The sequence below is a fragment of the Aquirufa rosea genome, assembly GCF_004118285.1.
Taxonomy (GTDB): domain Bacteria; phylum Bacteroidota; class Bacteroidia; order Cytophagales; family Spirosomataceae; genus Aquirufa; species Aquirufa rosea.
Genome location: NZ_SDHY01000002.1, coordinates 148,229 through 160,053 on the forward strand (window position 1 = coordinate 148,229; position 11,825 = coordinate 160,053).

An 11,825-nucleotide genomic window follows, 5' to 3' on the forward strand; every position below is an offset into this window, starting at 1 on the left:
GCAAAAGGAGAGCACAATGTCCAAATATAGGAGGGCAAAGGTCCAAAATCAAGAACATGAAAAACATTCTTGAAATGTTTAAATTTTTATCTTCGATATATACTAAAAATGCTTAAAATGAGAAATTAACTGAAGCCATCAATCTATAAGCCTTAGGGGAACCATGGTCCATATACGTCAAACGATGGAAGGCTTGAATCCTAAATAACTTAAATATATTATCTATTCCATATCCAACTTCTGCATAAGGGACATTGGGATTAAGCGAGTCAAATGAATACATGTCCAAGAACTTAGACTTTAATGGATTATTGACATCCTTCATGATATCCCGGTTTTCTTTACGCTGACTACCCCACAATAAATTTCCGCTGGCTATAAACCTCCATTTCAACTTTTTAATCAAAGGCAAACGATTAAATAACAAGCCTTCAAAGTTGTGATTGTATTGCAAGGAAACAAATTGATCACTCACGAACTCAAAGTAATTCATAGTTGAAAAGGCACTTCTAACAAAAAACAAGGTTTCATTTCCTAAATGAGGGAACAATAAAGGTGCTGGTAGATTAGAAGGTGTATAACCCATGGACAGCGTATAATCCGATCGACCAAAAGTTCCCAATCGGAAGGTTTGATAAGCTTTTAAAGTAAATCGCTCATAGTCAAAATCACCCCCTAAAAATCCTTTGAAACCGCGTTGATATCTAAATGTTACGACCGGGATACGCTTGGTGGAAAGCGTAATGCGCTCATTTCCATTCATAATAAAGGTTTCTCCTTTGGCAAATCTAGCCTCTAAGGTGACAAATGATTCCTGATAATAATCTTGTACAGGAGAGGCGTTCCCTAACTCTGGATTTAGACGGTATTGAAATCTAAACAATGGATCAAAGGACCGCGTATTTATTTGGCCGGTAAAACTTAGACCCTTCGTGACCTCTGTACTAAAAAAGGCCTCACTTTCTCTCCTGAAAAATGCCCCTGAAAAGGCTCCCCAACGAGTAAAGGCATAAAATAAACGGTTGTCACCAATTAATTCTGGAGTCAAACCTACACGTTCAATATCATAGGAATGTCGAATTCCTGCTACAGTCCATTTAGCTTTGGAAAAAAGATAATTGACCTCCATGGAATATTTAGGTACTAAATCCTTCGTTCCGAATCCCACATTACCACGTAATATCCAATGCTTATCAAAATTAGAATTTGTTCTAAAACCTAATCTAAAACGGGCTCCTTCCAACCTATTAACCGCAAAAGAACTCAAATAAGGCCCCACTTCAATATCATTAAACTTCTTGTAGCCACTTAGAGCAATTTCCGCGATTTCTACATAAGTACGAACAATCGGTAGATTTTTCACCGAATCAATTAGGGCAAAGGCCGTTAAATCTTGCCGACTCAGTGGTTCATAACGTGCATGTTTCCAAAACTCAGGATCTGGTTCTTTGGCATCCTCAGCCACTTCTGAGGTCAAATCATAAAATTCTAATGGCTTAGGCTGATTAATGACGAAATCCTTATTGGATATGTACATTTTTAACAACATTCCCGCAGAGCCTTTAGTCAACTCCTCAATGTCAATTAAAAATCTCGTTTTAGCAGGTAACCAAGCTCCATCTGCCACTTGCTCCAATTCTTGAGAAATTTTAATCTTATCAATAAAGTTCAGGTTGGCTTGCTTGTCGATGACTGCATCAATTTGAACCAAAGCAAAACTGGTCGTATCAATCCACATTTGACCTGTAAATACTAGGTCTTGAGGGTTTTTAGGATCAAAATCTAATTGATAACAAATATGCCCATCGACATTTACTGTATCTCCCAAGAAGTATTTGTAATTACCCTTCCAATTATCTCCAATAGGACTAGCAAAATCCTTGCCAAAGAATGGCACATAATTCTGATAGAAATTATAGTTGGCCACTAAATTTCCTCCTACCAATTGTGAGATAAAACCACCATCTTGCACCCCAACTCCCTTGATATTAGTTTTAAGTATTTTTTCTTTTTTCCTTTTGGGAGACTCCCGGTAATAAAACTTGCTGATGGATTCAGAAATGTAGGTAGGAATAACGGGTTTTCCATCCTCTCCCGCTTCCTTTTCAAATTTTTTAATGGAGGATTCTATCTCCTTCATGATTTTGGTATTCCTCAGCTTATCGGAAATATTATCTACATCCAGCTCCATTTTGGTATATGAATCATATTCATATGCTGTCAGTTTATTCCGATCATTGTTATCCCTTTGCTTGACCACCTGCCTCAATATTTTGAAAGCAGGATTTTCCCCTGAATACACTATTACTTCTTGTAATGATCTCTGAGCTGGTTCTAATTGAAAATCAACCTCCTGACTTGCCTTTTTTTTATCAATGAATTTGACACGCTTTTTGTATCCCACAAAAGAAACAAATAAAGAATCCGTCAAGACTTTGGAATGAAAAGTATACTCTCCTTGAAAATTGGTCGTAGTACCAAGGTTGACACCCACCAATCCTACCGAGGCAAATGGAACAGGATCTCCATTCGAAGCATCGGTTACTCTTCCCTTGATAACAAATTGAGCCTCAGCACAATTCACTCCCAACAAAAGAATCAGTAGTGCCCAAAAAACACGACTACTCCAATTCATTAATCTACAATTGAACAAGGTTAAAAGCTTTCCATAAATTCCAACAAAAATACTGATTGATTGGAACAATACTACTAATTGTCGCGAGATTTTGAATGTTGGTCGACAAAAACCTTAAATTTTTCTAGCGCTCTTGCCCGATGGGCTATCTGATTTTTTTCTTGCAAGGACATTTCGGCAAAGGTTCTATACTCTTCTCCTTCAGGCCGAAATATGGGATCATATCCAAATCCTGAGATACCTTTAGCGTTATAGGTAATTTCACCGAAAATTTCTCCCTCAAACTGAAAATACTCTCCTTGAGAATGGTAAGTTAACACCGTCACAAACCTGGCCTTGCGATGGGTAATACCCTCTAAATTTTGAAGTAATAAATTCAGATTATTCAAATCATTTTTGGGTTCTCCTGCATATCTTGCTGAATAAACCCCAGGGGCTCCCCCCAAAGCCTCCACCTCTAAACCTGAATCATCCGCTAAACAATTGACCTGATACTTTTCCGCAATGAACTGAGCCTTTTGTAAAGAATTCTGTGCTAATGTATTTCCCGTTTCTGGGATTTCCTCCTTCAATCCTAAATCGGCTACCGTTTTAACCTCGAACCTTCCTTTCAACATATGTGCAATTTCCTCCACCTTATGTGGATTTTGAGTCGCAAGGTACAAAACTGGTAACATGAGGCTATTGGATAGGTACTTCTATTTCAAAACATAAAGGAGAATTCGCAGGAATAGAACCTTGATTATTCGCACCATATCCAAGCTTGGAAGGAATAATAATGATGGCCTTCTCTCCCGTTTTCAATTTCATAATTCCCTCATCAAATCCTGGAATTAATTGACCAGCTCCCACTAATAAAGAGGCTCCCGTCCGGGAATCAAAGATGGGATCATATATTACTTTCCCTGCTGCATCTAACTTCAAGGAACTAAACCCTAATCTTCCTGTATAGTTGACTAAATAGGATTTTGCAGGAACTAAAGCTGTCCCGGTTGGATTAGAAATAGTTTTCTGAAATATCAAACCTGTACTGGTCACCTCGGGATTATTGACATTATAGGTTTTTTTCATCTCCTCAATTACCTGATTTTCAGATTGAATAGAAATCAATTCAATATCAATTTTAATCACTGCATAGGCAGGAATTAACCCATTACCATAGGAACTACCACCAAAAGCCAAACCTGAAGGTAAAATAAATACACCCTTATCCCCTTCCTTCATGTAACGAAGTGGCAATGTGAAAATACTTTCAAAACTACCTGTCACGTAACCGCGAGGCTGATTTAAGATTCGGGAAGTAGAATCTACCTTTGAACCGTTCAGCAAGGTCATGACATAATGAAACTTCACTAAGTCGGTATAATTGGCTTGCTTCCCCGACGTTCCTTGGGATAATATGGAATAGTACATTCCCTCTGGGGACTTTTGTACATTTAATTTATTATCTGCAATGTACTTTTGAATATCCTTCTCGTTGTTTTCTACTTGTTGATCAATCGCATTGAAATTACAGCTAGAAAATGTTAGGAGGGAGATAATAATGAAAAAACCAAGGCTAAGGGTACTTTTATACATATTCACTACTCGTTAATTTTGGCTAAATAGACTTCAAACACCAAGGGGGTATACCCAGGAATAGATCCAGAACCCGCCTGTCCGTAACCCAAGGAAGAAGGAAATACTAATACGGCCTTTTCACCCAAACGCATTTTCTCTATTCCTTTCTGAAAACCCTTGACGGTTTGTGAACCTCCGATGGTCACAGATAAGCTATCCGTTTTCAACATATTTCCGTCGAAAGCAAAACCATTTAAATAACGGCCTGTATATTTCACTTTAACCACCTTTCCTGTGGCAGGCAAATCACCAGTACCCTTAACCAATTGGATGAAACGAAGTCCATCTTCTGTAGTCTCAGTAACCTGGTATTTTTTAGCTGCAATAAATTCTTTGATATTATCCTCTTGAGAACGCACTTTGTAAGATTTAATACTCACTTTCATAGGCGTGTAAGCAGGTAAACCCGGAAATTCCTGAGCTGTACCGGGCAATGCCAGTACCGCCTGCTCTCCTTCTCTTAGGTAGGCCATTAATTGACTAAATACCGGATTGGTAAAACCATATCGGTAGGTAAAAGGACTATTCGCTTTACGATCCGTACTATCTAAAATTTGGCCTGTAATTAGATTTGCAAATTCATAATGCACAGAAAGCGTATCACCCTTGGTAGCCAATTCCCCGGAGGGATTGCTCTTGGTAACAAAAAAATAAGCTCCATTTTCCATAGCAGTAGGACTTTGTCCTTGCTTAGAAAAATAAGCAGCTATTTGCGCTTGATTCTCCTTGGCTCGAATTTCATCGACCAATTCTACATTGCTTAAACAAGCACCCAAACCCAATGCCAAAACAAAAAAAGCACTTATTCTAACCAACATTCGATTCACCTTCATGTATTTAAATTCACTACTTCATACCAACAAATCCCCTCCTAAACGAATAAAAGGGGAGTAAAGTATGAAAACAAGTAGGGGATTTGCATCCCCTTGTATTATTTTTTACTTAATAATTCTACTTCAAATACCAATACCGTATTAGCAGGTATTGGACCACGCTCTTGATCACCATAACCTAGAGCAGATGGAATTACAAATACACCTTTTCCTCCTTGCTTCAATAAGGTTAACGCCTCATTAAAACCTGGAATCATTTGACCTAATGGCATTTCTGCACTACTTCCCTTGTCGAACTCCTTACCATCCACAAATGTACCCCGGTAGTTTACTACCCAGGTTTCTCCCATTTTTGGAGCAGCACCAGAACCAGGTTTAACAATTGAATACAATAAGCCTGAGGCCGTTTTTTGGAAAGACTTACCTGATTTAGCAACATAATCCGCCAACACTTTAGGCTCTTGTGCCAATTTACCCGCCGCGGCTTGCTTGTTTGCTGCTGCTTCTTTTTCCATTTCTTTTTCAAACTCAGCACGAGACTGAACCTTCAACACTTTAACTGTATATTTCAAGTCAGTGCCTGGTTTCAAGAACGGAGGAAGTGGAGCCTGAATATTCTTGGTTAAGCTATCAATGGGCACCAAAATAGTAGCACTATCACCTAAAGCCAACAAACGTAAACCATTCTCAAAAGTACCTTTAAATGAACCAGGGGCATTATTAGGGGCCTGAATCATTCCTTTACCTGGTTTTCCTTCTTTATATGTATCCTGTAATACAGAATCAGTTGAATTTTTGATTACAAGTCCAAATGTAATGATGTCGCCATCTTTTAATTTTTTGGCTTTGTCATCATGACTGTGAAATTGAATTTTTACGCCATCGATTACCTCGACTTTGTTTTGATTACATGCAGACAAAAATACGACTGCAGATAAAAGACCAATGAGTTGTTTACGCATGATTGATTTGTTGAGACCGAAGTCTGTTAAGGGTTGTTTTAGGTTAATTCTTTATAAATTTTTTACTCGATTTATTTCGGAAAGGTACAAAGGTAACACTTCTTGCAATTTTTCCTTCGCTCCATCCAAAGAGCTTGGAGAAAATCGACCACCGGAGGCATTTTTATGTCCTCCTCCCTCAAAATATTGAGAAGCGAACTCGTTGACCGCGAAAGGTTCAATGGAACGAAATGACAACTTGATTCCATCCGGACGCTGTATTAACAATATTGACCAGATGGAACCTGCAATTTGCAAACCATAATTGACGATGCCTTCAGTGTCACCTGCTTGGGAGTTAAATTGTTTTTGATCCTCTTCAGTAATCCACATTAAGGTCAAATGGTATTCTGGAAGATATTCCATTCGATTTGCCAAAACGTGACCCAGAAAACGCAAACGATCAATATGTGCTGAATCAAATATACGGCGGTGAATGGCATTGGTATTGACTCCTTTCTGAATCAAACGAGCCACCACCTCATGAACATGAGCCGTGGTATTGGGATGTCTAAATGAACCTGTATCTGTCATGATGCCTGAATATAAACATGCACCCATCTCCAAATTAATTTTTTCATCATCCCCCCACTCCTGAATTAGATCGTATATTAATTCACAAGTAGATGCGGCAGTTGTTCGATGGTAATAATAGTCCGCAAAATCTTCTGGATTCAAATGATGGTCAATGACCACCTTTTTCCCGGGCGCAATTGTGACCCTATGACTTAATCCATGCAATCGCTGTAAACCGGAAAAGTCCAAGCAAAAGACAAATTCAGCGTCTTGTAACAGGCTTTCAATGGCTATTTTATGTACGGTATCTTCAAAATTGAGAATCTGATCCGCTCCGTCCATCCATTGCAAATTAGCAGCTACAGCTGAAGGAACAACTACCCGAACCTCTAAACCTAGCTGTAGTAAATAATTTTGCCAAGCTAAAGAAGAACCAATGGCATCGGAATCAGGATTGAAGTGAGTCGTAATGACTACCTTGGTACCGGGACGTAATTGCGCTCGAAGCGCCGAAATGGAGGACATAAAATAGATAATGCGCCATAATAAATTTGGGCGTTCGCAAAGTTAAAGATAAATTTGAATAAAAATTTTAGCATGCCTACAAATCGCACATTTACCATGATTAAGCCTGATGCTGTGGCAGATGGATTCTCTGGTCCCATCATTCAGCAAATTGAAGCCGCTGGTTTCAAGATCATTGCTATAAAAAAAGTTCACTTGAGTAAAGAAGAAGCTGGCAAGTTCTATGCCATCCATGCGGAGCGTCCTTTTTACCAAAGTTTGTGTGATTATATGAGCTCCGGAGCCATCATTCCTATGGTATTGGAGAAAGATAATGCAGTGGAAGATTTCCGTAAGCTGATTGGTTCTACCAACCCAGAACAAGCTGCAGAAGGAACCATTCGTAAGCAATTCGCTCGCTCGCTGGAATCCAATGCCATTCATGGCTCTGATTCAGATGAAAATGCCGCCATTGAAGCTGCTTTCTTCTTTTCAGAAAAGGAATTGGCCTAGTCTACTTGTGCTTAAAGAATAAAAAACCGTTTTCCTCTTTCATGAATGTGATGTGAGGATGGTACCTCATGGCATCATCTACATCATTTTTCATGATGAAAAAGGTGGGTCTATCCACGGTCTTCTTCTTCAATAAAGTCTCCCCATCTGGGGATTTACTTGGCTTTTGAAAATATAACAAATGGGCAAACGACTTAAAACCCACCGTCTCTATATACACTTTTTGCCCCACTTTAGATTCATAGAAATCAATCACCGTAGCCTGAGTATAACCTTCTATTTTAGGTACTACCACCGCCATGTATAACATGATGAAGACAATGCCTGTTCCCATCAATCCATAAATTCGCTTAGGGGTCAAAGCTCCTTTGGCTAGCATCCAATACACTATGGCTACGGCAAATCCTATTCCTATAAACACTTCATAACCAGACCAATACACAGGGACCTGTAAATTACCCTGAACAAATTTATCCTTAATTAAGGGGATAAACATGTCGGTATGGGAGCCAATATAAGGAACTAAGGAGAGAACAAACGATAAAATAAACCCGACTATCAATAGACCCACGCTATATACTCTTTTCCAAGTGCTTAGCCCCAAATCCCAATCGTACAAAACCCGGGCGGAAAAAAAGCTGATAGGAATCCAGCACAAAGAGGAATAATGGACAATCTTAGTTTTCACCAAGCTAAATAAAATGAGAACTACCCAGAATAAAATTCGGAACCAAACACTTAAATCTTTCTCTTCTAGCGTAGCCAAATTGAGCTCGGATTTGCGGGAAATCAGGGGACTAATGGCCCAAATGGAGACAGGAAAACAACCAAATAATAAGACCAAGGCATGGTAATAAAATGGTTGTCCATGCCCTGCATCACCAGTGGTCAACAAGCGAACTTGATAGGCAAAAAAATCAGCTATAATACCCGTACCAAACTTCCAGGCAATGATGCCATACCAGGAAACAAAAAACACGATAGCAATAATACTGACATAAGCTAAGGCCCTGAACCATGCCTGCCAACGAAGCCACTCTTGTCGGTTCAAAAGCACATACACTAGGGCAGTAAGGCCCCAAATCAATAAGGCCACAGGTCCTTTGGTTAACAATGCCAGGCCTATTAAAACAGCTGAAATTAGTAATTCTTTGCTGGCGAAGTTTTTCCAGAACGACTGAATTGAGTAATAGACCCCCAGGAAGATCAATAAATTAAATAATGGATCTATGATACCCGAACTAGCATACACATGAGGTGTAATCGCAGCCAAATAAGAAAAAGCCCAAAGGTGACCCATTTTAGGAGAAAAATGCTTGGCACCAATCTGGTAGAGGGTCAATAGTGTACTAATTCCTATCAAGGCATTGGGAAAGCGAGCAGCAAATTCCATACTCACCCAGGCATTTTCCGTAAAAATACCGAAGAATAGAAAACTCAGAGCCTGAAACCAAATGAATAAGGGAGGCTTTTCCCAAAAAGGCTTGAAGTTAATTTGCACGCTTAAATAATCTCCAGATTGAATCATTTCCCTGGCAGACTCAGCAAAATTTATTTCATCCCAATCAAACAAATGACTTGCGCCTAGGAAAGGAACATACACCAGGGCACCCAGAATAAACCAAAAAAGATAGGGCTTACGCAGAAGGAAGGACATCATCAGTTGTTTTTTTAACTACAAATAAACAATAGAATAACATAGAACTTAGTAGGCCAATGAAGGCCCCCACCGCAGTATCAATAGGGAAATGCTGAAACAAATATACCCGAGAAAGGGCAACGCCAGAGGCCAGAAGGCCCATTAAGACAGCTCCGATAGGTTTGTTGAGAAATAAAGCCATCCAAAAAAACATAAACCAAGCCGCAGCCGTATGCCCCGATGGCATGCTATTGAATTCATTGATAAATACCCCGGGTACAGTATACCAATCATAGGCCTCATTACGGAAATAAGCATACGGTCTCAAACATCCCGCAAATATGGAGTGCTTTAAGCCCTGTGTGATCAGCGTAGAAAGTAAATAAGAGGCTAAATAAGGTAAGACCCATTTCTTTCTTTTAAAAAAAAGGAATAGGGCAAAAACTAAGGCCAATATCACCTCTCCCAAACTGGTCAATGCTCGGAATACAACATCAAATATAGGTTGATGGGCCTCATTGATCCATCGGACTTGATCGAAACGAGAAAAAGCTAGGGAATATGTCCAAGCCAGTACTTCAAAGATCAACCACGTGTAGGCAAATGCTCGTAAGGAGGCGGGTATTCGATTCATAGCTTCAAAGGTCGGAAGATTTTATCAAATACTTCAAGCTTAGCCTTGCTGTTTCCAAAAAAATGACTAATTTTGCAATCCTTTTTACCCAAGAGACAATGAAAGTATTGGATGTCTACCAGATACCTATCATTTCCCTAGAAGACAAATCGTATCGATATAGCTTTGAGGGCGGAGATGAGTTTTTTGAGGCTTTTGAGCAGGAATGGGTACAAAAAGGCAAGTTTGAGGCAGAAGTTGAATTACAAAAATCTGCCACCATGATTCAGGTTTTGATGAAGATCAAAGGCCATTTAAATTTAATTTGCGATCGATCCAATGAGGAATTTGAATTTCCTTTGGATGTTCAAGAAAAGTTGATTTATAAATATGGGGATCATAATGAGGACTTGGGCGACAATCTGTTTATGATTGACAGAAAAGAGCCAAAACTGGATTTATCGCAGGATTTATTTGATTTCATAGCTCTACAAGTACCTATGAAAAAATTACATCCTAGGTTTGTAAAAGCAAACGACGATTCCACCGCAGATGAATTTTTATATACCACTGCCAAGGAGTCAGAAATCCAAGAAACTCAGGAGCAAGAAATAGATCCACGTTGGGCAGCATTAAAGAAATTAAGTGATAATAATATTTAGAAATTAATTCAATTTACATACAATGGCACATCCTAAAAGAAAGATTTCCACCACACGCCGTGACAAAAGACGTTCTCACGATTTTAGCACTCCAAGACAATTAGCTGTGGATAGCCAAACAGGAGAAACTCATTTATTCCACCGTGCACACGTGCATGAGGGTAACTTATACTACAAAGGAAAAATGATTGTTGAGGGTTATTCTTCATAGTCTAATCCCTTTGTGTGAGGAAAAGAACTTATTTTTGCTTTTAGCGAAAATATCCCGTTAAAATGCTATTTTTTGACTAAATTTAATACTATTTTTGCCCCAAGCTTTAGTAATTAAACATAATTAGATGAAGATAGCTGTCGACGTGATGGGCGGAGATTTTGCTCCGAAAGCAGTGGTAGAGGGTATACTTTTAGCGCTTCCCAGTCTTTCCAACAACGAAACTATTCTAGCGGTAGGTCCCAAAGATACCATCCAAGCCATCTTGGATGAGTATCAATACGTAGGAACACAAATTAAAATTGTTCACGCCGATCAAGTGATTGAAATGGGTGAGCATCCTACCAGAGCATTATCCCAAAAACCCAATTCTTCCATAGGAATTGGGTTTGGTCTTTTAAAGGAGGCTAAAGCGGATGTATTTGCTTCAGCAGGTAATACAGGAGCCATGATGGTGGGTTCCCTATTTTCTGTTAAAACCATTGAGGGTATTCAAAGACCCGCCATTGCAGGCTTTGTCCCTCAAACCAATGGAAAATATGCGGTGATGTTGGACATTGGGGCAAATGCCGATTGCAAACCGGAAATGTTAGAACAATTTGCCCTGTTAGGTTCTGTCTATTTCGAGGCAACAACGGGTCAATCATCTCCACGCGTTGGATTAATCAACATCGGAGAAGAAGAACAGAAAGGTTCTATCTTAGCTCAAGCCACCCACGCTTTATTGAAAGCCAATCCCAAAATCAATTTTATCGGAAATATTGAAGGAAAAGATTTCTTCAAAGGTAAAGCCGATGTGATTGTCACGGATGGTTTTACAGGTAATATCATGTTAAAAATGGGAGAATCCATCTATAACATTATGAAAGACCAAGGAATGAGCAATGAGTTTATTGAAAATACGAATTATGAAAAATACGGAGGTAGTCCAATCATTGGCATCAATGGTAATGTGATTATTGCCCACGGTGCATCAAGCCCGGTGGCCATTAAAAATATGATTGGATTATGTAAATCCGTGGTAGAATCGAAGGTCTGCGAAAAAATCAAGGGCATCATCGAGAATAAATAAAACAAG

The 11,825-nt window shown here is 39.2% G+C and carries 12 protein-coding genes; 4 read left to right on the top strand and 8 right to left on the bottom strand.

All coding sequences use genetic code 11. The features are described from left to right. Window positions 1–112: 112 nt before the first annotated feature. From ESB04_RS03635 to ESB04_RS03660, 6 genes are all read right to left on the bottom strand, one after another. A complete protein-coding gene (locus ESB04_RS03635; protein ID WP_129026362.1) occupies window positions 113–2,635 on the bottom strand; it encodes a DUF5686 and carboxypeptidase-like regulatory domain-containing protein in 2,523 nt (840 codons plus the stop codon). A gap of 74 nt (window positions 2,636–2,709) precedes the next feature. Then, on the bottom strand, window positions 2,710–3,312 hold the full coding sequence (rdgB, locus tag ESB04_RS03640; protein ID WP_129026363.1) for an RdgB/HAM1 family non-canonical purine NTP pyrophosphatase: 603 nt from the start codon (window positions 3,310–3,312) through the stop codon (window positions 2,710–2,712). Between the two features lie 4 nt (window positions 3,313–3,316). Further along, window positions 3,317–4,213, bottom strand: a complete 897-nt coding sequence (locus ESB04_RS03645; protein ID WP_129026364.1) for an FKBP-type peptidyl-prolyl cis-trans isomerase — start codon at window positions 4,211–4,213, stop codon at window positions 3,317–3,319. Between the two features lie 5 nt (window positions 4,214–4,218). Continuing rightward, window positions 4,219–5,088, bottom strand: coding sequence for an FKBP-type peptidyl-prolyl cis-trans isomerase (locus ESB04_RS03650; protein ID WP_129026365.1), 870 nt, complete (start codon window positions 5,086–5,088; stop codon window positions 4,219–4,221). Window positions 5,089–5,186: 98 nt separating this feature from the next. Continuing rightward, on the bottom strand, window positions 5,187–6,050 hold the full coding sequence (locus ESB04_RS03655; protein ID WP_129026366.1) for an FKBP-type peptidyl-prolyl cis-trans isomerase: 864 nt from the start codon (window positions 6,048–6,050) through the stop codon (window positions 5,187–5,189). Between the two features lie 51 nt (window positions 6,051–6,101). Further along, window positions 6,102–7,130: a DHH family phosphoesterase gene (locus ESB04_RS03660; RefSeq protein ID WP_129026367.1), complete on the bottom strand. Its 1,029-nt coding sequence runs from the start codon at window positions 7,128–7,130 to the stop codon at window positions 6,102–6,104. Window positions 7,131–7,202: 72 nt separating this feature from the next. Here ESB04_RS03660 and ESB04_RS03665 point away from each other — a divergent pair, with 72 nt between their 5' ends. Next, a complete protein-coding gene (locus tag ESB04_RS03665) occupies window positions 7,203–7,622 on the top strand; it encodes a nucleoside-diphosphate kinase (protein WP_129026368.1) in 420 nt (139 codons plus the stop codon). A gap of 1 nt (window position 7,623) precedes the next feature. Here the strand turns inward: ESB04_RS03665 and ESB04_RS03670 are convergent, their stop codons facing one another. Both ESB04_RS03670 and ESB04_RS03675 read right to left on the bottom strand, forming a co-directional pair. After that, a complete protein-coding gene (locus tag ESB04_RS03670; RefSeq protein WP_129026369.1) occupies window positions 7,624–9,282 on the bottom strand; it encodes an ArnT family glycosyltransferase in 1,659 nt (552 codons plus the stop codon). Continuing rightward, on the bottom strand, window positions 9,260–9,895 hold the full coding sequence (locus ESB04_RS03675) for a phosphatase PAP2 family protein (RefSeq protein WP_129026370.1): 636 nt from the start codon (window positions 9,893–9,895) through the stop codon (window positions 9,260–9,262). Before ESB04_RS03675 ends, ESB04_RS03670 begins: the two co-directional genes overlap by 23 nt. Before the next feature lie 62 nt (window positions 9,896–9,957). On the opposite strand from ESB04_RS03675, the gene ESB04_RS03680 reads away from it, so the two are divergent. The 3 genes from ESB04_RS03680 (at window position 9,958) to plsX (ending at window position 11,819) form a co-directional block, all read left to right on the top strand. Then, window positions 9,958–10,536, top strand: coding sequence for a YceD family protein (locus ESB04_RS03680; RefSeq protein ID WP_129026371.1), 579 nt, complete (start codon window positions 9,958–9,960; stop codon window positions 10,534–10,536). 22 nt (window positions 10,537–10,558) lie between these two features. After that, on the top strand, window positions 10,559–10,747 hold the full coding sequence (gene rpmF, locus ESB04_RS03685) for a 50S ribosomal protein L32 (RefSeq protein ID WP_129026372.1): 189 nt from the start codon (window positions 10,559–10,561) through the stop codon (window positions 10,745–10,747). Between the two features lie 127 nt (window positions 10,748–10,874). Beyond that, on the top strand, window positions 10,875–11,819 hold the full coding sequence (gene plsX / locus ESB04_RS03690) for a phosphate acyltransferase PlsX (RefSeq protein ID WP_129026373.1): 945 nt from the start codon (window positions 10,875–10,877) through the stop codon (window positions 11,817–11,819). The last annotated feature ends 6 nt before the right edge of the window (window positions 11,820–11,825 follow it).

Excerpts from the sequence above, each read along its gene's own strand:
- ESB04_RS03635 (WP_129026362.1), bottom strand. The coding sequence starts at position 2,635 with ATGAATTGGAGTAGTCGTGTTTTTTGGGCACTACTGATTCTTTTGTTG.
- rdgB (WP_129026363.1), bottom strand. The coding sequence starts at position 3,312 with ATGTTACCAGTTTTGTACCTTGCGACTCAAAATCCACATAAGGTGGAG.
- ESB04_RS03645 (WP_129026364.1), bottom strand. The coding sequence starts at position 4,213 with ATGTATAAAAGTACCCTTAGCCTTGGTTTTTTCATTATTATCTCCCTC.
- ESB04_RS03650 (WP_129026365.1), bottom strand. The coding sequence starts at position 5,088 with ATGAAGGTGAATCGAATGTTGGTTAGAATAAGTGCTTTTTTTGTTTTG.
- ESB04_RS03655 (WP_129026366.1), bottom strand. The coding sequence starts at position 6,050 with ATGCGTAAACAACTCATTGGTCTTTTATCTGCAGTCGTATTTTTGTCT.
- ESB04_RS03660 (WP_129026367.1), bottom strand. The coding sequence starts at position 7,130 with ATGTCCTCCATTTCGGCGCTTCGAGCGCAATTACGTCCCGGTACCAAG.
- ESB04_RS03665 (WP_129026368.1), top strand. The coding sequence starts at position 7,203 with ATGCCTACAAATCGCACATTTACCATGATTAAGCCTGATGCTGTGGCA.
- ESB04_RS03670 (WP_129026369.1), bottom strand. The coding sequence starts at position 9,282 with ATGATGTCCTTCCTTCTGCGTAAGCCCTATCTTTTTTGGTTTATTCTG.
- ESB04_RS03675 (WP_129026370.1), bottom strand. The coding sequence starts at position 9,895 with ATGAATCGAATACCCGCCTCCTTACGAGCATTTGCCTACACGTGGTTG.
- ESB04_RS03680 (WP_129026371.1), top strand. The coding sequence starts at position 9,958 with ATGACTAATTTTGCAATCCTTTTTACCCAAGAGACAATGAAAGTATTG.
- rpmF (WP_129026372.1), top strand. The coding sequence starts at position 10,559 with ATGGCACATCCTAAAAGAAAGATTTCCACCACACGCCGTGACAAAAGA.
- plsX (WP_129026373.1), top strand. The coding sequence starts at position 10,875 with ATGAAGATAGCTGTCGACGTGATGGGCGGAGATTTTGCTCCGAAAGCA.